Source organism: Bacillus sp. J14TS2 (assembly GCF_018333015.1).
Taxonomy (GTDB): Bacteria; Bacillota; Bacilli; order Bacillales; family Bacillaceae_C; genus Lederbergia.
On sequence record NZ_BORE01000003.1, the window covers coordinates 307,958 to 328,031 of the forward strand.

The window sequence follows — 20,074 nt, forward strand, 5'->3', positions numbered from 1 at the left end:
GTGGGCCTCCGTCCGCATGTCTTCGCCGTTTTGACCAACATCCTGTTGGCCTAATTGCGGTGAGGAGGAAACGTATGAAGAAAAGGTGGCTGGTTATCATTTCCGTTTGTTCATTCCTTTTAGGAGCAAGCGGTATATATGCGAGTATGGTGTGGATTCTTCCGAATTGGCAAGAGACACAAGGGAGTCAAGAAGCAAAAACGGGGCAGATACTACCAGCTATGGAAAAAGTAGCAGAAGCCTATGAGTTAATCCAACAGGCTTATGTAGAAGAAGTAGATACGAAGAAATTAACCCAAGGTGCGATTCAAGGAATGGTTGCGACATTGCAAGATCCCTATTCTGTGTATATGGATGAAGAAACCGCAGAAAGATTTAATGAGAGTATGGATTCTAGCTTTAATGGAATCGGAGCTCAAATTGCCATTCAAGAAGGAAAGCTTGTGATTATTTCCCCAATAAAAAATTCCCCCGCTGAAAAGGCAGGGCTAAAAGCAAAGGATCAAATTATTAGGATTGATGGGGACCCTGTTGATGGGTTGGATTTATACGAAGCATCGAGTAAAATTCGTGGAAAAAAAGGAACAACGGTGACACTGGATATAACGAGGACTGGTGTATCTAAGGCGCTCACATACGAGATTGCCAGAGACGAAGTCCCAATTTTGACCGTTTTTTCCGAGGTGAAAGAGAGTGGCGGAAAGAAATTTGGCTATGTTGAGATCACTTCTTTTGCGGAGGCAACAGCGAGAGACTTTGAGGCAGAATTGAAGGAACTGGAAGCGGAAAAGATTGATGGCCTTGTGATTGATGTACGGGGAAATCCGGGTGGTATGTTAATTAGTGTACAAGAAATCCTGACTCAATTAGTGACAGGGGATAAACCCTATGTTCAAATCGAGGAGCGTTCAGGTAAAAAGCAAACCTATTATTCGGAATTGAAACAGCAGAAAAACTACCCTATTACTGTACTTATGGATGAAGGCAGCGCCTCTGCATCAGAAATTCTGGTGGCCGCTTTAAATGAAGTCAATGGTACAACCTTGATCGGTACAAAAACTTTCGGCAAGGGGACAGTGCAGCAACCAATTCCTTTGGAAGCTGGAGGTAATTTAAAATTAACGATGGCGAAATGGTTAACCCCTGATGGGAACTGGATACATGGTAAAGGGGTTAAACCTACGATTGAGGTTCAGCAGCCAGCCTATTTTAATGTACATGCCATTGAATACAAGGAACCATTCAAAATAAATATGAATGATGAAAATATTAAATTTGCTCAAGAGATGTTGAAAGGATTAGGATTCTCTCCAGGCAGAATCGATGGTTATTTTGATGAACAAACGGAAAAAGCTGTGAGAGCCTTTCAATCGGTCGAGGAACTGCCAGTAACAGGGGAAATTGATGATCAGACAGTAGCAAAATTAGAAGGAAAAATTGCTTCTTTTATAAAAGATGAGAAAAATGATATTCAATTGCAAGTTGCTTTAAAATCCTTACAAAAAAATAAATGATGAATGAACATATTTTCAGTTGAAACGGATGTTCAAAAGAGATAGGCTAGACATTTTTGAAAATTTCAGATGTCTAGCCATATTTTTATTCTTTTTCTTCTAATGTCTGGTAAAATAGAAGTTATAGTGCGTGTTCAAAAAGGAGGATAAAAAGGACCAAGTCGGCTAAAGGTGCTGACGTCCTGTCAGCAACACCGACACTAGTACATCCTGTACGTCGAAAGTTCGAGGCGGCGCAGTTTCGAGCAGCGGAATGTATGCATTTAGATACATGAGCAGTACAGAAACAAGCCAACGAAGAAATTCGCAGTGTCATTTTTACCGGACTGTTTGAACATTCTTTTATATTAATGTTCGGAAGGGATGTGGAGGGACTTGGAATGGACCATAGAAGTTGCTAAAGGGATAGGGCGAATGTTACTTCATCCTATTTTCTATTTCTCAATAATATGGGTGGTATTGGCGGGGTTCTGGAGAATAAAGCGAGAACGACGTGATTTTCATATGAAAGTACATACTATTTTTCTTGAGCTGAGACATTTATTTCCTGTGGGGATACTCGTTGGAATACTTCTATCCATTGTATCTATTTTGCTAGGTTTGACCTTTCCGTTACAACTGCTATTAATAGTAGCGGTTGCTACGATTGTATTAACTATTATTGGAAATGCTAGATTGCTATCAGCTGCTTTCACGATTGGCATCCCTTTACTACTAGTAAGCTCATTGTCTCTATTTTCCATTGAATGGGACTTCCTTGATTCGTTGGATTCGAATTATCTGCTTGGCGCATCTGTTATGTTGGGCTTATTAATGGTTGCTGAAGGGATGCTCATGATAAAAAATGGGTTGAAGGATGTCTCACCTAAATTACGGACAAGCCGTAGAGGGTTAACAGTAGGGGCTTTGCAAACAAAAAGATTTTGGCTTCTTCCTACTTTTCTTTTTCTTCCTTCTGGTGCCTTAACATTGCCTTTTGATTGGTGGCCTGTTATATCGTCTGGATCTGAGGGATATTCTCTTGTGCTACTGCCATTTTTGCTCGGTTTTCAACAGCAGATTCAAACGGAATTGCCTGGTGCTGCTGTTAAGCGAATGGGGAAAAATGTTTTTGGCCTTGGCTTGCTTGTTCTCATCGTAGGAATTGTGAGTGTTTTCCTCTTACCTGCATATGCTGCAATTACGACATCGGTATTTGCTCTAATAGGAAGAGTTTGGCTTGTTTACCGACACCGTATAAGGGAAAATAACAATCCGTACTACTATGCTCCAAGAAATTCTGGTGTTATGGTTTTGGACGTGCTGCCCAATTCTCCAGCTGAGAAAATGGGACTCAAAACAGGCGAAGTTATTCAAACCTGTAACAAAGTAAATGTTAATAGTCAGGAAGAAATGTATCAGGCTTTATCAAAAAATCGAGCATATTGTAAATTAGAAGTGTTTGATCATAATAATGAAATCCGGATTGTTCAAGGAGCTTTATATGAGGGAGATCACCATGAACTCGGCATTCTTTTCATAGAAAATCAGAAATTTGGTCAGCCTGATCAGGTTGGTTAAGGAGAAAAGCACAGGGTCTTTTTTGAAAGATGAGTCCATTTCATAATTATGGATCAAAAGATAAAACACGAATGTTATAGTGATTCAAATGCCTATTGTAAACTTTGCACCAGTTGATTGGAGCGGAAGGCGGCTACTCCTCGGGGATAAGCGTGATAGGTGAGAACCCGCAGGAGCAAGTCCATCGGCGTTGCGACGTACAGGATGTACTAGTGCAGATGAAGGAAGCGACAGGACGTTGCGAACTTAGCGATCCTCTGCATAAATAACCTGAGGCAAAGCTTGTCGCCGATAGGCGGTAGTCTTGCGCTTTTCTTAACATCCTCTATAACAGAAAATAACGGAAAAGTTCACGAAGAAGACATTGTTTTGTAACGGAATGTTAGTTTACCTACCTTCCAGGGGTATGATAGGATTAACAAAGGAATTGAAGTGATGTTTCCCTACAGTGGAAAATATTTGTTTTCATTGGTGGTCTAACCCCCATATTGACAATTCTCTAGTTACTGTGAGAAGGGAATATCGTGAACTAAAAGGGGGAGAACCCCCATTTCTTTACTAGAAAAAACCTGGAGAGGTGCCAAATGAATAATAAGAAATTAATGATCATTACGATTGCGGTCGTTGTGATTGCCGTCGCTGCTATTATCATTTTGAATCAGAAACTGGATCAAGCAGATCAAGAAAATGCGCCAAAAGTCGAACACCCCAATATTGATAATCAACCTACTATGGGAGAGGCAGACGCTCCGGTTTCTATCGTGGAATTTGGTGATTATAAATGTCCAAGCTGTAAAGCGTGGTCTGAAAGAGTATTACCGCAGCTTGAAGAGGATTATATCGATACTGGACAGGCGAAGCTATCTTATATAAATGTTCTATTCCACGGAGAGGAATCTGTTCGCGCGGCATTAGCTTCAGAGGCTGTTTTCAAGCAAGATCCTGAAAACTTTTGGGCATTCCATGAATCTCTATTCGCGGCACAGCCTGCAACTGAACAACATGATGAACAATGGGTGACAAATGAATCTTTAGTAGAAATTGCTCAAGAAACAGCACCTAATGTTGAATTAGATATAGACCAATTTGACCAAGAGATTGAAAAGTATAATGAGGAACAGCCAATAGAATCACCAGAGGTCAATCTTGATAATCAGTTGAGAATAAAGCATAATATTGAATCGACTCCAACTGTTATCATCAATGGTGTCGTTGTAAAGGATCCGTTTGATTATAAATCTATTGCAAATCTCATTGAAAAAGGATTGGAGTAAGAGGATGAAGAATACCAAGTCGAGCTTTCAGGATTATCTTCTTTATTTTGCTTGGATTGTATCGCTTGTCGCCACATTAGGGAGTCTTTATTTTAGTGAAATCAAAGGCTTTATCCCCTGTGAGTTTTGCTGGTATCAAAGAATCCTTATGTATCCTTTAGTTGTGATCATTGGGATCGCCGTATTTGAGCAGAATAGAAATATAAAAAAATACGTGCTGCCTTTTTCCATTATTGGAATCGGGGTATCCTTTTATCATTACTTAATTCAAAAGGTTCCTGGGCTAGCGGCTGTGAAACCATGTGTTGGTGGAGTTCCCTGTAATGGTCAATATATTAACTGGCTGGGATTCATCACCATCCCATTTTTAGCCCTGATTGCCTTTATTCTCATTACCGTTTTTATGTTGTTGCTTCGTAGAACAAAAGATTAAGCTTATATTCATTGCAAAGGAAAAGAGGGAAGTGCTTTTTTGGCATTTCCCTTTTTTTGCAATTAACGTATGAACAGCGATTGAGTTTTTTAAAATAGATTTGCTTGCCTTACTCCTTTTTATCTTCGGAATGTTCTTCCACCGCTTCTTCTTGGTTTCTTCCCCAAAAGAAATTCCAAGGGTCTCGATGATGAGGGGGCTTACCCTGCCCTTCTTCTTTTATTTCTACATTTTTTGCGTGAATAACGAGATTTTCCACATGTATTTCTTTCGGCTTCTTTTCGTGTTCATGGGACATGTCCATCCTCCTTTCTAAATGACGATTTCGCTTTATCCTATTCAGATTTTGGGAAGGTGTATAGGCAAAAATATAGATCGACGAATGTTTTGTACATGACAATAGTGTATAACTTTGGAAAAAGAAGGGATTCCATTATTTTTAACGTGGAATCCCTTCTTTGCATATACGTTAAAAGAAGGGTATGAAAGCTAAGGTAGCGATGGCTCCTAAAGCAACTCCCCAGCCAAATCCCCAACCCCATCCCCAGCCATAGCCATATCCTCCATAATTAGATCCACCCAATGGACGAAGATAAACTCGATTGGAAGAGACACGGTCAATAATGCCACGATGCACTTGACCATCTCTGGTTGTAATCATCACAGGACGGCCAACACCACGGCGACAAGCATGATAATATTGATTCACTGGCAAACTTAACACCTCCCTAACTTTAAGTGCGTGTTCAAAAAGGAGGATAAAAGGGACAAAGAATTCGCAGCGTCAATTTTACCTGATTTTTTGAACATCCTCTGTAACCCATCCTTTATTAGACTATGTACCTTTCTAAGCTTTTGAATGGACAAACAACTTGGTTGTTAAGCGGAAATAATAACATCACGCTCAGGAGCAACTATCATATCTTATTGTATAAATAAGCAATGAAGGAGCGGAAAGGATGGCATTTAATTATCATGATGCATTAGCAAAAGGGAAAGTGTATGGGGCTCATCCAGGTGGTTTTTATTTGACGAAAAGGCTGCTTGAAAATATAAAGTTAACTAAAGAAATGAAAGTGCTTGATATAGGTTGTGGAATGGGTCAAACGACTTTATATATAGCAGAAACTATTGGCTGTCAAGTTGTCGCAGTTGATAAACATCCAGAAATGATTCACCATTTACGTCAACACAATGGCGTACAAGCTTTACCAATCGATATTATTGAAGCAGATATCGAAGAACTTCCATTTGCTGATGAACAATTTGATTTAATTGTTTCGGAATCTGTTATCGCTTTTACGAAAATAGAAAAATCCTTAGACGAATTGAGAAGAGTTTTAAAACAACCGGGAACTTTTATTTGTAATGAAATGTGTGTGCAAGAACAAATGAAGGTTGAAGAGCTAGAGCAATTTAAAAATCTGTATCAAATTCAGGAAATTTTAACGAAGGAAGAATGGTTTTCGAAGCTAAAAAAGGCAGGTTTTCAAAACTTTACCATCATAAAAGATAGAAAAATGACAGAAGAATTATCAGAGTATGCAGATGAAGAAAAAATGTTGGATAATGGAGGAACCGTGGTCTACAGTGAAGATGTTGAACAAATTTTAGTAGAACAAAGCCTTTTACTAATGGAGTATGCTGATAAGATTGGCTATATGGTTATACAAGCAGAAAAAAGGTGAACTTGGGCAAGTCCACCTTTTTTTCTAAAATGCATTAATCTGCAGCTGCGAAGAATTCCTTCGCTTTATCGAAGTATTTTTCATCTTCTGGAAGGATATCTTCCTCATGATAAATCGCTTCGACAGGACAAACGGCTTGACAAGCTCCACAGTCTATACAAAGATCAGGATCGATGAAAAACATCTCATCCCCCTCTAGAATACAATCGACAGGGCAAACTTCGACACATTCGCCGAATTTTTCTCCTATACATGGTGCCGTAATAACGTAGGACATATAAAAACCACCTTTAAAATAGTATCTTATGATAAAGTGAGAATTCAATCATTGGGGAATTTCCACTGATTAAATAAGGATCAAAGGCTAAGTTCGCGACACCCCTGTCGCAAAGCCTTTGTGACCAACCCCTGTTGGCCTCAATACAAATATAGCAAATCTCTTTCCTATTTTCAATTGGACAAGCAAACTCTCTTGATGAAACTGGAGTAATTTTTGTATATTGTCACAAAAAAGGGAATCTTTTTTGAATTAGTTGACAAATTAAATGGTTGAAATATAATTAATATATGAGCATATACGCATATAAATAGAAGAGTAAATGGTAGTCGTTCAGTAAAACCTATCTACACTAAATGAATTAGATAAGGAACCATTTTAAATTTATCCCGGATTAACTGGCAGTAAGACACCCACTTCAAGAATTCGAGGTGACAGGACGTCGAGTTTGAGTCTGCCAACAGGATGTTGCGAATTTAGCCTTTGATCCTTAACATTCAGTTTCACTTTATTTATAGAGCCTTATCTGAAATAGCATGCACTAAGAACGAAAAGAGTTGATCAAAAATGGCAGAATACAAATTACAAGGATTGTCTTGTGCCAATTGCGCAAGGGAGATGGAAGAGGATATCCAAAAGCTGGAACATGGAAAGGATGCGAAGGTCCTATTCAACTCCAGTAAATTAATTGTTTCAGATCAAGTCGAATTGCAAAAAATAGAAAAGATATTAGCGGCCGATGGGGCGGTTCTCGTCAAGCAAGAAGCAGATCCACAGGACCATCGTTCAATCCAGCATTTAATATTGCTCATTGGATTATCCGTTTTATTATTTGCTAGTGCGCTACTCGTAGAAGGTACTAGCCAGAGCTGGATAGCGATTCTTCTTTTTCTTGTTGCGGCTGCTCTAAGTGGATACACTACCTTTATAAAAGGGTTAAAAAACATTGTCAAATTCAAGTTTAATATTGATACATTAATGAGCATTGCTTTAATTGGTGCATTTGGCATTGGCGAGTGGAAGGAAGGAACATTGGTTGCGATTTTGTTCGGAATCAACGAATATTTAGAGGGGCTAGGGATGCAAAAAGCTCGTAAATCAATGAAGACTTTATTAGAAGTTGCCCCCAAAGAGGCGATACGCATTTCCGAGAATGGCGAAAACGTTGTCCCGATCTCAGCCTTACAGGTAGGGGATGTCGTCCTTGTTAAATCAGGTTCGAAAATCCCTTCAGATGGGATCGTCATAGAGGGAAAAAGCTCTGTGAATGAGGCGGCGATTACTGGAGAATCGATGCCCGTAGAAAAAGGGATAGAAGACTCTGTTTTTGGCGGAAGTATTAACAATGAGGGCGTTTTGCGGATAAAAATTGCGAAGGCTTATGAAGACTCTTCCTTAGCTAAAATTCTTCATCTTGTTGAAGAAGCTCAGGAAACAAAAACGCCCACAGAAAAGTTTATTAATCAGTTTGCCAAATATTATACTCCTGCGATTATGATGATTGCAGTTATAGTGATCGTTGTTCCTCCGCTGTTTGGCGGAAGCTGGGGAGAGTGGATTTATCAAGGGCTTGCTGTTTTAATTGTTGGCTGTCCTTGTGCATTGATTATTTCTTCACCAATTGCCTTAATCTCGGGTATCACAAGAAATGCTCGGCATGGTATTTTAATCAAAGGTGGCGTGTTTCTTGAGCAATTGGGCAAAGTCGACACCATCGCTTTTGATAAAACGGGCACATTAACAAAGGGTGAGCCGCATGTTGAGAAAATGGTCATTTATGATCAAGACGCTTTTTTAACGATTGCCGGTGCAATTGAAAAAAATTCTTCCCATCCACTGGCGAAAGCTGTGATGAAAAAAGTAGAAGAATGTGATGTGGCTGTGCAAGAGCCTTCCTACATCGAAACGATTATCGGTCAAGGTGTGAAAGCCGTGATTGCTGGTTTCAATTATACGTTAGGAAATGAAAAAAGCATTCCGGCTCCTGCTTTGACAGTGGCTGTTCAAAATGATTTAAAAACTTTGAAAAACGAAGGGTTTACGTTAGTAGCTGTGTCCGATCATGAGAAAGTATTAGGCTTATTCGGAATTGCCGATGAGGTACGCCCTGAGAGTAAGGAAATTGTCGCAGAGTTATATAAAGCAGGGATTAAGAGGACAACGATGTTAACAGGAGATCACCAACAAACGGCTGAAAAAGTCGCTGTAAATATTGGACTCACTGATTATTATGCAGGATTATTGCCAGATCAAAAGGTGGAGAAAATCAAAGAATTAACGAGGCAAGGAATCACTGCAATGGTCGGGGATGGAATTAATGATGCTCCAGCTTTGGCTACGGCAGATTTAGGGATTGCGATGGGCAAGGGAACCGACAGTGCGATAGAGACAGCTGATATCGTGCTGATGCAAGATCATCTTGGCAAACTACCTTCTGCCATTAAAGTTGGAAAACAAGTCAATGCAATGATTAGACTCAATATTGGTTTAGCCCTTGGATTAAAGCTAATCGCCTTGCTTTTAACGATTCCAGGCCTCCTGACTCTATGGATTGCCATCTTATCTGATATGGGAGCGACTGTGCTTGTCACACTATTAAGCTTGACTGTTTTGATGGAAAAACGTACATTAAAATCATAAGTTCAATTAGGCTGTCTCGAAAAGTACAGAGGCAGTCCTTTTTTACCGGAGGCCTGCAGGACGCAGGTCACAAAGGCGTTGCGACGTACAGGAAGTACTAGTGCAAGGACAGGACTTCGCGTTTTGACCTTGCCGACAGGATGTCGCGAATTTAGTCTTTGATCCTTTTTAACAACCTGATAAAGGGGGCGAATTGAATGGAAAAGGTGCTTGTGATTGATGATGAGCCTTCCATTGTTACATTATTACAATTTAATCTAGAAAAAGCAGGCTTTGCGGTGATTACAGCAGGAGATGGAAATTCAGGTTTACAGAAAGCTCTTGAAGAAGATCCTACCTTAATTATTCTGGATTTAATGCTTCCTGGTATGGATGGTATGGATGTTTGTAAAACCATTCGCCAGGAAAAACTGAAAACTCCTATCTTAATGCTAACTGCGAAGGATGATGAATTTGATAAGGTATTAGGGCTAGAACTTGGGGCAGATGATTATTTGACAAAGCCCTTTAGTCCACGTGAAGTCATTGCAAGAGTGAAAGCTATTTTGAGACGATCGCAAATGAATGAATCTGCTGATGCACCAAAGCAGGAAGCAACGATGATTCGTATCGGCGATCTCGCTATTTTTCCCGATCAATACGAGGCAGAGCTTGCTGGTGAAAAGCTTGATTTAACACCGAAGGAATTTGAATTGCTTTTGTATTTGGCGAATCATCAGGGCAAGGTTCTTAATCGGCATCAATTATTAGATGCAGTTTGGAATTATGAATTTGTTGGAGATTCACGGATTGTCGATGTCCATATTAGCCATTTACGTGAAAAAATTGAAAAAGATACGAAGCAGCCACTGTATATTAAAACAGTGAGAGGGTTCGGGTACAAATTGGGGCAACCGTGATGATTCACAAATTATGGGTGCGGATCACATTTTCCTTTTTATTATTGATTTCAGTTTTATTAGTCCTTTCTGGCTTGTTTTTATCAAGAATGATGAAAGATACATATTATGATTTAAAAGAAACCCACTTACTTCAAACATCAAAATTAGTAGTAAATGTCATTGAGAGGGAAGACTTGCTTTCCACTCCGCCAGAACTTCAGGAGGAAATGGATCTGTTAGCTGAATCAATCCAATCACGATTAACCGTTTTGGATCAGGCCGGAAATGTATTAGCTGATTCAGAGGATTCTCCTGCAGAGATGGACAACCATTTAAATCGACCAGAAGTAAAACAGGTCCTCCAGGATCAAGCTGCCTCAGGTCTCTCTATTCGCTATAGTAAAACACTTGGCTTTCATATGATGTATGTGACCGTTCCGATGATGGAAGGAGACGAAACAGTTGGAGCCATTCGAGTGGCTTATTCTCTTCAGAAAATTGATCTTGCTTTACGCAAGCTATGGATTAGCATCAGTATTTCCTTACTTACTGTTTTTCTTCTCACAGGTTTAATTGGGACGAGATTAGCGAAAAGCATCTCTAAACCAATTGAAGAAATGATTAGCGTTTCGGCAAGGCTAAAAGAGAAAGATTTTTCTGCCAGAGTCCATCACCAACCTCGAGGTGAATTAGGTCAATTAGCAACGTCCATTAATACGCTAGCTTCGAGCTTGAAAAATCAAATGGAGACGATTCAAGAAAATGAACAGCAGCTTTCAGGTGTATTAGCGAATATGACGAGCGGTGTCTTATTAGTGGATATGCAAGGCAGAATATTATTAGCGAACAAGGCGATGGCGCAATTTATGGGAGAGGATCCGCAAGCTTTTCCAGGAAAAATGCATATGGATGCTAGTCGAAACTTAGAATTCAGTTCCTTGATGGAGGAATGTCTAAAAACCGGGCAAGAACTAAGAAAAGAAATTACCTTCTATTATCCAAGGGAGCGAATCATGGATGTCCATCTTGCCCCATATGTCCGCGAGAATCAGGTGAGAAAAGGGATGATCGCGGTATTGCATGATGTAACGGAAGTGCGCAGGCTCGAAAATATGAGAAGGGACTTCGTTGCCAATGTTTCTCATGAATTAAAGACACCGATCACGTCGGTAAAAGGATTTGCGGAAACTTTATTAGACGGAGCCATGCATGATGAAGATGTCTGTCGCGAATTTCTTAGTATTATTTATCAGGAGAGCGAGCGGCTTCATCGATTAATTAGTGAGTTATTATATTTGTCGAGAATTGAACAGCATCATATTCCTTTAAAACTTGAACAAATGAATATGACAGAGGCTGTCTGGAATATGGTGAACACGATTCAAAAAGAAGCGAAGAAGAAGAAACTAACCCTTGTCCTTCCAGAACAGAGGCACGATATTTGGATGGAGGGAGAAAAGGATCGAGTCCACCAGATTGTCTTAAACCTCCTTTCTAATGCGATCGCTTATACACCCGAAGAAGGGAAGATTGTCGTGGAGCTATGGGAGGAGGCTGATCAAGTAAAACTTAGTATCTCGGATACCGGGATTGGTATTCCAGCATCTGAGCTGCCTCGAATATTTGAACGTTTTTATCGAGTAGAAAAGGCTCGATCTCGCCGTTCTGGTGGAACGGGGCTCGGATTAGCGATTGTAAAACATTTAACGGAATCCCATCATGGGAAAATTGAAGTGCAAAGTGAAGAAGGAAAAGGGACAACCTTTATTATTACATTACCAAAAACACATGAAAACCATGACAAACCCTCGCTTTCATAAGCGAGGGTTTTGTCATGGGAAAAGATCGATGAAGTAATGCTATCTTGTGGATAATTTGCATGAAAATGCGTGCATAGCTGTTTATCCTTATTAAGAAAGTTTGTACATCGGTAAACGGGCGCTTGTTCTTGTTAAGGAAACTATAAAATTCTTGGCTTGTGGATAAGTTGTAATTTTGAGTTTTGTCGTCTAGCTCCAGCGCCTAGCCCCTCGAGGTCAAATAACCCTGAACCTATGAAGGGAAAAAGCCCCTTCCTAGGTTCAGGAACATTTGCTTGTCGGGGCTGATCAAGGCGCTTGTGCTTTTGTTCTTTACAAATTCCAAACAAAGCTTTACATAAACTTCACATACTATTTATAGGCACTTAAAAGAGATTGTTTATTGTATAGATAAGCAATCAATGATTGCAATTCAAACAGAAAAGGTGGCTCACTCATGAATAAGAAATGGATCGCGTATCTCGGATGTCTCTTTATGTTTACAATGCTTCTGGCGGCATGTAGTAATACAGAGGCAGGTTCAGAATCGGCATCAGGGACTAGTAAACCTAGTACAGAAACAAGTAAAAAAACATCAACAGAGAGTGACGAATTAACAGGTTCCATTACTGTGGTTGGTTCAAGTGCGATGCAACCTTTAGTTGAAGCGGCTGCTCAGCAATTTATGCAACAACACCCTGAAGTAACTGTTAATGTCCAAGGGGGAGGAAGTGGAACGGGCCTTAGTAAGATTAGTGAAGGAGCCGTTGATATAGGAAACTCAGATGTGTTTGCTGAAGAAAAAGATGGGATTCCAGCTGACAAACTCACAGACCATAAAGTTGCCGTCGTTGGCATGGCACCCGTTGTTCATTCAGAAGTTGGTGTTGAAGATATCACGCAAGATCAGTTGATTGATATTTTTACAGGAAAAATCAAAAATTGGAAAGAACTTGGCGGTGCTGATCAAGAGATTATTGTAGTCAATCGAGCACAAGGCTCAGGTACGAGAGATACATTTGAAACATTTGCTTTAAATGGTGAGGAAGCGATTGAAGCACAAGAACAAGATTCATCAGGTACAGTTCGAAAAATTGTTAGTGAAACGCCTGGTGCCATTAGTTATCTAGCATTCTCTTATATTGATGATTCCATTCAGGCCTTGAAAATGGATGGAGCTGAACCAACGGCTGAAAATGTAGAGACGAATAGATGGAAAGTCTGGGCTTACCAGCATATGTATACGAATGGTGATGCAGTGGATGTTACAAAACAATTTATTGATTATATGTTAACAGAGGAAGTGCAAACTAAGCTACTTCCGAAAATGGACTACCTTCCCGTCACAAGCATGAAAGTCGATCGAAATGCTAACGGGGAAGTAAGTAACCAATAATAAAAGAAGCTTGATAAGAGGCTGAAACATAGGGTGCATATACCTCCGATCCGAAAATATACTTCGCTTTCCACGGGCGAGTGGCAACTCTCACTTCCCGCAGGAGTCTACGTATATTTCCTTGGCTAAGGCAATGCATTCTTCGTCCTTGGAGCTGAACATTTTAATTATGCCGCAGCCTCTTACACATTGCTATTAAAGGAGTCGATCGCTTTGGCTAAAGCGGAAAGTGAAATGTATATGGATATCACGAAGCCAAATAAGAAGCTGCGATTGGAGAAGATGGGAAAAGGGATCACTTTGATTGCAGTGGGCATCACGATTTTACTGACCGTGATGATTCTTGCTCTTGTTGTTTCTAAAGGAGTCACGATCTTCCTCTTTAATAAAGGGAGTATTATAGAATTTTTGACAGGGTTGAAGTGGAATCCTGGAGTGGTAAGTGAGCTAGGAAAACCGATTATTGGAGCACTTCCATTGATTACAGGCTCCTTTATTGTCACTCTTCTCTCCGCTCTCATTTGTACACCAATTGCGATTGGGGCAGCGGTGTTTATGTCTGAGATCTCACCGCGATTCGGGAAAAAAGTATTACAGCCTGTCTTGGAACTATTAGTAGGAATTCCTTCCGTTGTTTATGGTTTTATCGGTCTCTCTATCGTGGTTCCGTTATTGAGAGAGTCCTTTTCAGGAAGTGGATTTGGCATTGCCGCGGGGACAATCGTACTTTCAGTGATGATCTTGCCGACGATCACAAGTTTATCGGTTGAGGCAATTGCTTCCGTTCCCCGTTCGTTGAGGGAAGCATCTTATTCATTGGGAGCGACACGTTGGCAAACGATTTATCGAGTAATTTTAAAAACCGCTAAATCTGGCTTGCTGACAGCGATGATTTTTGGAATGGCGCGTGCCTTTGGAGAGGCTTTAGCAGTCCAAATGGTGATAGGCAATTCACCTGTAATGCCAACCTCCCTAATGGAACCCGCATCAACACTTACAAGCATTTTGACAATGGGGATGGGCTATACCGTATTAGGACAAGCGGAAAATAACGCTCTTTGGTCCTTAGCCCTTATTTTATTAATGATGTCATTTCTATTTATTATGCTCGTAAGATGGATTGGAAGAAAGGAGCGAGGAGTATGAATGCAAAATGGATCGATCGGATCGCAACAACCGTTTTTTACGGGATTGCCTTTCTTATTCTCGGGCTTCTTATTAGTTTACTAGGATATATCTTTTTTCAAGGTGTACCAAAACTAAGTTGGAATTTTATCACAGCTTCCCCACAAATTTTTGAAGAGGGTGGAGGGATTGGGCCCCAATTATTTAATTCCTTTTACCTACTAGTGTTAACTATTGTAATGACAATTCCGATTTCTCTAGGGGCGGGAATTTATCTATCGGAATATGCACCTAAGAACAAGTTCACAGATTTTATTCGTTCGATGATAGAAGTACTATCTTCTTTGCCTTCTATCGTTGTCGGGCTCTTTGGTTTTCTGTTCTTCGTGATTTATATGGGGTGGGGCTTTTCCATTCTGTCAGGAGCCTGTGTCTTAACTGTATTTAATTTGCCAATAATGGTTCGGGTTGTGGAAGATTCACTTCAAAATGTATCTGATGAACAAAGGAAAGCAGGATTAGCTTTAGGTGTTTCGAAATGGGAGATGATCACGACAATTATTTTACCAGCTGCCTTACCTGGTTTAATAACAGGGATTATTCTTGTAGCAGGTCGAGTCTTTGGAGAAGCAGCTGCCCTCATTTACACCGCTGGGATGAGCAGTCCACAACTTGACTTTTCCAATTGGAACCCATTTTCGGCTGCATCTCCGCTCAATCCATTACGACCAGCAGAAACGCTGGCTGTGCATATCTGGAAAATTAATGGAGAAGGGATCATGCCTGATGCTGCAGCAATTTCAAGTGGTGCGTCCGCGCTTTTATTAATAGCAATCTTACTATTTAACGGATTAGCGCGCTGGATTGGTCATCTTGTATTTAGAAAAATGACTACAACATAAGAAAGGTGGTTTAAAAATGGCGATTGCTAAAGTAGTAAATCAAAATACGCAAGTGGATAGATTTACGCCAAATAAAAATATCGTTTTCCTTCCGACACGTTCGATTGTAGCGACTGAAGGAGTTACTGTTGCTTATGGAGATAAGATTGCTGTACAAAATATTGATCTTGCTTTCCCTGATCAGGCAATTACAGCTTTGATTGGCCCTTCAGGCTGCGGTAAGTCAACCTTCCTGCGTTCCTTGAATCGAATGAATGATAGTATTGACCATTGCCAAGTAACAGGCAAGATCCATTATCGTGATATTGAGATTCATTCACCGGAAGTAAATGTGTTTGAATTACGAAAGCAAATAGGCATGGTTTTTCAAAAGCCCAATCCTTTCGCTAAATCTATTTATAAAAATATTGCGTATGGTCCTGCTCACCATGGAATAAAAAAGAAACAGCAATTAGATGAAATTGTTGAAACGGCGCTGCGAAAATCTGCTTTATGGGATGAAGTAAAGGATAAACTCCACTCGTCTGCGCTAAGTCTTTCAGGAGGGCAGCAACAACGTCTATGTATTGCTAGAGCGATTGCGATGAAGCCTCAGGTGCTCTTACTCGACGAACCTGCATCAGCATTAGACCCTATTTCCACTAGAAAAATTGAAGAACTAATGTGTGAATTAAAAAAAGAATATACGATCATTGTTGTGACCCATAATATGCAACAGGCAGCTCGAATATCTGATTACACAGCTTTTTTCTACATGGGAGATTTAATCGAATTTGGGACAACAGAAGAAATGTTTACCGATCCTCAAGATGAACGGACAGCAGGATATATTGCTGGAATTTTTGGATAAGGGGTGGAATTAATGGTTTTAACATTGCATCAGCCGCATAATAAAGAAACCGTAATGAAAGCAGAAAATCTTCAATTTTATTATGGAGACTTCCAAGCGCTTAAAAATATTCACCTTGAAATTAAAAAGAACCAAATTACCGCATTAATTGGTCCCTCAGGCTGCGGAAAATCGACTTTTCTACGCACACTCAATCGAATGAATGATTTTATACCAGAAAGTCGAACAGAGGGAAAGATCTATCTAAATGAAATGGAGATCACCAACCCTTCTGTCGATGTTGTTGACTTAAGAAAAAAAGTCGGCATGGTATTTCAACAAGCTAATCCCTTTCCAGTTTCCATCTATGATAATATCGCTTATGGTCCAAGGATTCACGGACGAAAAGATAAACAACATCTGGATCAAACAGTAGAATCCTGTCTTCGCTCCGCTGCTTTATGGGATGAAGTGAAGGATGATTTACGTGCTCCTGCTACAAGCTTATCAGGAGGACAACAACAGCGATTAGTGATCGCAAGAGTACTAGCGATTCAACCAGATGTGATTTTAATGGATGAACCGACCTCTGCCTTAGATCCGATTTCAACAAAAAAGCTGGAAAGTCTTATTTTAAAATTAAAAGAGAAATATACGATTATCATTGTTACTCACAATATGCAGCAAGCGGCTCGAATTTCAGATCAAACGGCCTTTTTCCTCCATGGTGAAATTGTTGAATATGGGCCGACTCAAAGTCTTTTTTCGAACCCAGAACATGAAAAAACAAAACAATATATTATGGGACAGTTTGGTTGATATTATAGTATAAAACTTCTGCAATTTTGGATCATGTGTTAATATTATGTTTTACCTACAGTTAAAACTTGCTTTTTTTTTGTAATTGAGAAAAACTAAGAGAGAAGCTTTAATTATAGAGTAGGTGAGACAATGGATAAAATTTTCTCAGCCATTTTTATTCCGGCGATACTAATGGTCCTGTTTACTAGAGTGACATATAGAAGAAGTGTTAGCTTTTTTTTAACCTTGGCCTTAATTATTGTTTCTGCTTATAAAGGCTATATTCATGGTTGGGGTTTAATTGCGATTGAGGCTGCCTCGTTAACAGCAGGCCTGTTCATCACGGATCGAATGGTAAATAAGAAGAGACCAGCTAAAAAGGAGTCTAAGACAAAGAATAACGATTGAAGGATAGGATTGAAATATGACTATGAACACAGAAGGCAGGCCCACTAGGAGGTCCTGTTTTTTTCTATTAATATACTTTCGGAATTTCGAGGTGTAAATTTGCCGAATTACTAGGAATTGAGCTTATGGTATTCATTTTCAAAACCTTTTCAAGGGCTAGCAAATACGCTGCTTGTTGATTATGATCTTGTTTAATATAGAATGGACAATTATACAAAGGTGAAATATCCCCTATTAAATGCAGGAGGAGAAATAAAAAAGTGGTCCAGGAACCTTGTTTCAACTGACTCGGCGAATGACGAGAGACTATTATTATTTATAGCAGTGATGGATATTAAAAAAATATCGAAAATACGTTCGCTTTTCACTGGTTATCTTTATAGGAGTTGTGGTAAAATGTAAGACATGTAAAAATAAATCACTATTAGAGGATGTTCAAAAAGTCCGGTAAAAATGACACTGCGAGATAAAGGAACTTCGCCTAGTTACCGACACGTCCTGTGTCGAACATCGAAGTCACCTATTAGACTATATATAGATAAAAATCAAGTTAGGAGGAAGAATGATTGGACAATACTTTTGAATTGATATCAAGATACAAGCCATCAGGTGATCAACCAAAAGCGATTGAACAGCTTGTCGAAGGAATTCATAATCAAAAAAAATACCAAACTTTATTAGGAGCGACCGGAACTGGGAAGACTTTTACTATCTCTAATATGATTCGGGATGTAAATAAGCCGACGCTTGTGATTGCCCACAATAAGACACTAGCAGGGCAATTGTATAGCGAGTTTAAAGAGTTTTTTCCGAATAATGCTGTGGAGTACTTTGTCAGCTACTATGATTATTATCAGCCGGAAGCATATGTGCCGCAAACAGACACGTATATTGAGAAAGATGCCAGCATTAATGATGAAATTGATAAATTGCGACATTCTGCGACGTCTGCACTATTTGAACGGAAAGACGTAATTATTATCGCCAGTGTTTCCTGTATCTATGGTCTAGGGTCACCATTTGAATACCGCGACCATGTTTTATCAATGAGAACAGGAATGGAAATTGAGCGAAATCAGCTATTACGTCGTTTAGTTGATATTCAATATGCTAGGAACGATATTGACTTTCAACGCGGGACGTTTCGCGTTCGCGGAGATGTCGTGGAGATCTTTCCTGTCTCGCGTGATGAGCATTGTATCCGGATTGAGTTTTTCGGGGATGAAATAGACCGGATTCGAGAAGTGGATGTCCTCACAGGTGAAGTGTTAGGGGAACGAGATCATGCTGCTGTTTTTCCGGCTTCTCACTTTGTAACTGGTGAAGAAAAAATGACGGTAGCGATTGCTAATATTGAAAAAGAATTAGAGGAGCAGTTGGCAATATTAAAGGAAAATGACAAATTATTAGAAGCACAACGACTGGAACAGCGCACAAGATACGATTTGGAAATGATGCGTGAAATGGGCTTTTGCTCTGGAATCGAAAACTATTCACGACATTTGACACTAAGGCCGGCTGGCGCTACTCCCTATACATTGCTTGATTATTTTCCAGAGGATTTTCAAATTGTAGTTGATGAATCACATGTGACCCTACCGCAAATACGAGGAATGTATAATGGTGACCAAGCGAGGAAACAAGTGTTAGTGGATCACGGTTTTCGCTTACCATCTGCCTTGGACAATCGTCCTTTGAAATTTGACGAATTTGAAAAACATATTAACAATATTGTCTTTGTATCTGCTACCCCAGGCCCATTTGAACTAGAACATACACCGAAAATGATCGAGCAAATTATTCGCCCAACAGGATTGCTCGATCCTAAAATTGAGGTCCGCCCAATCGAAGGGCAAATCGATGATTTGATTAGTGAAATTCAATTACGGGTAGAACGAAATGAACGAGTTCTTATTACAACCTTAACGAAAAAAATGTCCGAGGATTTAACCGATTATTTAAAAGAAGTTGGCGTGAAAGTGCAGTACTTGCATTCTGAAATTAAAACATTAGAACGAATTGAAATCATTCGAGATTTACGAATGGGTACTTTTGATGTATTAGTAGGGATTAACTTGTTAAGAGAAGGTTTGGATCTACCCGAGGTTTCACTTGTTGCGATATTAGATGCAGATAAAGAAGGATTCTTGCGTTCAGAGCGTTCTCTTATTCAGACGATGGGACGGGCGGCAAGAAATTCGGATGGACAAGTGATCATGTATGCAGATAAGATGACCGATTCCATGGAAAAGGCGATATCTGAAACGGAACGGCGTCGTTCTATTCAAGAAAAATATAATCAAGAACATGGTATCACCCCGATGACGATTCAGAAGGATATTCGCGATGTTATTCGAGCTACAGTGGCAGCAGAGGATCCAGCAGAATATACCGCTAAAGGGAATTTGAAAAAGATGTCTAAAAAAGAAAGAGAAGAATTTATTGAGACAATGGAAATGGAAATGAAAGAAGCGGCAAAAGCATTAGACTTTGAACGTGCAGCACAATTACGTGATGCTTTATTGGAATTGAAAGCGGAAGGATGAG

The 20,074-nt window shown here is 39.8% G+C and carries 18 protein-coding genes; 15 read left to right on the forward strand and 3 right to left on the reverse strand.

What is annotated here, in order from left to right; translation table 11 throughout:
- The first annotated feature begins 74 nt into the window (after positions 1-74).
- From KI375_RS06275 to KI375_RS06290, 4 genes are all read left to right on the forward strand, one after another.
- Entirely contained in the window at positions 75-1,514 is a 1,440-nt protein-coding gene (locus KI375_RS06275) for a S41 family peptidase (protein WP_212972666.1), read from the forward strand.
- Between the two features lie 375 nt (positions 1,515-1,889).
- Positions 1,890-3,074, forward strand: a complete 1,185-nt coding sequence (locus tag KI375_RS06280) for a PDZ domain-containing protein (RefSeq protein WP_244852342.1) — start codon at positions 1,890-1,892, stop codon at positions 3,072-3,074.
- A 584-nt stretch (positions 3,075-3,658) separates the two neighbouring features.
- Complete coding sequence (locus tag KI375_RS06285) at positions 3,659-4,348, forward strand: thioredoxin domain-containing protein (protein WP_212972668.1); 690 nt, start codon at positions 3,659-3,661, stop codon at positions 4,346-4,348.
- Positions 4,349-4,352: 4 nt separating this feature from the next.
- Positions 4,353-4,781 carry a disulfide oxidoreductase gene (locus KI375_RS06290; protein ID WP_212972669.1) on the forward strand — a complete coding sequence of 143 codons (429 nt, stop codon included), beginning with the start codon at positions 4,353-4,355 and terminating at the stop codon, positions 4,779-4,781.
- A 109-nt stretch (positions 4,782-4,890) separates the two neighbouring features.
- On the opposite strand, the gene KI375_RS06295 is transcribed toward KI375_RS06290, so the two are convergent.
- Together KI375_RS06295 and KI375_RS06300 are read right to left on the reverse strand one after the other, a co-directional pair.
- Positions 4,891-5,079 carry a hypothetical protein gene (locus KI375_RS06295; protein WP_207447917.1) on the reverse strand — a complete coding sequence of 63 codons (189 nt, stop codon included), beginning with the start codon at positions 5,077-5,079 and terminating at the stop codon, positions 4,891-4,893.
- Positions 5,080-5,250: 171 nt separating this feature from the next.
- Positions 5,251-5,442 carry a hypothetical protein gene (locus KI375_RS06300; RefSeq protein ID WP_212972796.1) on the reverse strand — a complete coding sequence of 64 codons (192 nt, stop codon included), beginning with the start codon at positions 5,440-5,442 and terminating at the stop codon, positions 5,251-5,253.
- A 298-nt stretch (positions 5,443-5,740) separates the two neighbouring features.
- Here KI375_RS06300 and KI375_RS06305 point away from each other — a divergent pair, with 298 nt between their 5' ends.
- On the forward strand, positions 5,741-6,469 hold the full coding sequence (locus KI375_RS06305; RefSeq protein ID WP_212972670.1) for a class I SAM-dependent methyltransferase: 729 nt from the start codon (positions 5,741-5,743) through the stop codon (positions 6,467-6,469).
- 34 nt (positions 6,470-6,503) lie between these two features.
- On the opposite strand, the gene KI375_RS06310 is transcribed toward KI375_RS06305, so the two are convergent.
- The gene (locus KI375_RS06310; RefSeq protein ID WP_207447913.1) at positions 6,504-6,746 is read right to left on the reverse strand and encodes a ferredoxin family protein; all 243 of its coding nucleotides are present in this window, start codon (positions 6,744-6,746) and stop codon (positions 6,504-6,506) included.
- Positions 6,747-7,313: 567 nt separating this feature from the next.
- Between KI375_RS06310 and KI375_RS06315 the strand changes: the two genes are divergently transcribed.
- From KI375_RS06315 to uvrB, 10 genes are all read left to right on the forward strand, one after another.
- A complete protein-coding gene (locus KI375_RS06315; protein ID WP_212972671.1) occupies positions 7,314-9,386 on the forward strand; it encodes a heavy metal translocating P-type ATPase in 2,073 nt (690 codons plus the stop codon).
- Positions 9,387-9,583: 197 nt separating this feature from the next.
- Positions 9,584-10,285: a response regulator transcription factor gene (locus KI375_RS06320; RefSeq protein WP_212972672.1), complete on the forward strand. Its 702-nt coding sequence runs from the start codon at positions 9,584-9,586 to the stop codon at positions 10,283-10,285.
- Positions 10,285-12,087 carry a two-component system histidine kinase PnpS gene (gene pnpS, locus KI375_RS06325; protein WP_244852346.1) on the forward strand — a complete coding sequence of 601 codons (1,803 nt, stop codon included), beginning with the start codon at positions 10,285-10,287 and terminating at the stop codon, positions 12,085-12,087. The genes KI375_RS06320 and pnpS overlap by 1 nt, the downstream gene beginning before the upstream one ends.
- A 436-nt stretch (positions 12,088-12,523) precedes the next feature.
- Positions 12,524-13,462, forward strand: coding sequence for a phosphate ABC transporter substrate-binding protein PstS family protein (locus tag KI375_RS06330; protein ID WP_212972673.1), 939 nt, complete (start codon positions 12,524-12,526; stop codon positions 13,460-13,462).
- 234 nt (positions 13,463-13,696) lie between these two features.
- Positions 13,697-14,608 carry a phosphate ABC transporter permease subunit PstC gene (gene pstC, locus KI375_RS06335; protein ID WP_212972798.1) on the forward strand — a complete coding sequence of 304 codons (912 nt, stop codon included), beginning with the start codon at positions 13,697-13,699 and terminating at the stop codon, positions 14,606-14,608.
- The gene (gene pstA / locus KI375_RS06340) at positions 14,605-15,489 is read left to right on the forward strand and encodes a phosphate ABC transporter permease PstA (RefSeq protein ID WP_212972674.1); all 885 of its coding nucleotides are present in this window, start codon (positions 14,605-14,607) and stop codon (positions 15,487-15,489) included. Before pstC ends, pstA begins: the two co-directional genes overlap by 4 nt.
- Positions 15,490-15,505: 16 nt before the next feature.
- On the forward strand, positions 15,506-16,339 hold the full coding sequence (gene pstB / locus KI375_RS06345; RefSeq protein ID WP_212972675.1) for a phosphate ABC transporter ATP-binding protein PstB: 834 nt from the start codon (positions 15,506-15,508) through the stop codon (positions 16,337-16,339).
- 12 nt (positions 16,340-16,351) lie between these two features.
- A complete protein-coding gene (pstB, locus tag KI375_RS06350; RefSeq protein WP_212972676.1) occupies positions 16,352-17,137 on the forward strand; it encodes a phosphate ABC transporter ATP-binding protein PstB in 786 nt (261 codons plus the stop codon).
- A gap of 132 nt (positions 17,138-17,269) precedes the next feature.
- The gene (locus KI375_RS06355; protein WP_212972677.1) at positions 17,270-17,527 is read left to right on the forward strand and encodes a CsbA family protein; all 258 of its coding nucleotides are present in this window, start codon (positions 17,270-17,272) and stop codon (positions 17,525-17,527) included.
- 566 nt (positions 17,528-18,093) lie between these two features.
- A complete protein-coding gene (gene uvrB / locus KI375_RS06360) occupies positions 18,094-20,073 on the forward strand; it encodes an excinuclease ABC subunit UvrB (protein WP_212972678.1) in 1,980 nt (659 codons plus the stop codon).
- Position 20,074 lies beyond the last annotated feature (1 nt).

Coding starts and splice junctions, on each gene's coding strand:
- KI375_RS06320 (WP_212972672.1), top strand. CDS start 9,584: ATGGAAAAGGTGCTTGTGATTGATGATGAGCCTTCCATTGTTACATTA.
- pstC (WP_212972798.1), top strand. CDS start 13,697: ATGTATATGGATATCACGAAGCCAAATAAGAAGCTGCGATTGGAGAAG.
- KI375_RS06285 (WP_212972668.1), top strand. CDS start 3,659: ATGAATAATAAGAAATTAATGATCATTACGATTGCGGTCGTTGTGATT.
- KI375_RS06310 (WP_207447913.1), bottom strand. CDS start 6,746: ATGTCCTACGTTATTACGGCACCATGTATAGGAGAAAAATTCGGCGAA.
- KI375_RS06300 (WP_212972796.1), bottom strand. CDS start 5,442: ATGATTACAACCAGAGATGGTCAAGTGCATCGTGGCATTATTGACCGT.
- KI375_RS06275 (WP_212972666.1), top strand. CDS start 75: ATGAAGAAAAGGTGGCTGGTTATCATTTCCGTTTGTTCATTCCTTTTA.
- pstA (WP_212972674.1), top strand. CDS start 14,605: ATGAATGCAAAATGGATCGATCGGATCGCAACAACCGTTTTTTACGGG.
- pstB (WP_212972675.1), top strand. CDS start 15,506: ATGGCGATTGCTAAAGTAGTAAATCAAAATACGCAAGTGGATAGATTT.
- KI375_RS06305 (WP_212972670.1), top strand. CDS start 5,741: ATGGCATTTAATTATCATGATGCATTAGCAAAAGGGAAAGTGTATGGG.
- KI375_RS06290 (WP_212972669.1), top strand. CDS start 4,353: ATGAAGAATACCAAGTCGAGCTTTCAGGATTATCTTCTTTATTTTGCT.
- KI375_RS06295 (WP_207447917.1), bottom strand. CDS start 5,079: ATGTCCCATGAACACGAAAAGAAGCCGAAAGAAATACATGTGGAAAAT.
- pstB (WP_212972676.1), top strand. CDS start 16,352: ATGGTTTTAACATTGCATCAGCCGCATAATAAAGAAACCGTAATGAAA.
- pnpS (WP_244852346.1), top strand. CDS start 10,285: ATGATTCACAAATTATGGGTGCGGATCACATTTTCCTTTTTATTATTG.
- KI375_RS06315 (WP_212972671.1), top strand. CDS start 7,314: ATGGCAGAATACAAATTACAAGGATTGTCTTGTGCCAATTGCGCAAGG.
- KI375_RS06330 (WP_212972673.1), top strand. CDS start 12,524: ATGAATAAGAAATGGATCGCGTATCTCGGATGTCTCTTTATGTTTACA.
- KI375_RS06355 (WP_212972677.1), top strand. CDS start 17,270: ATGGATAAAATTTTCTCAGCCATTTTTATTCCGGCGATACTAATGGTC.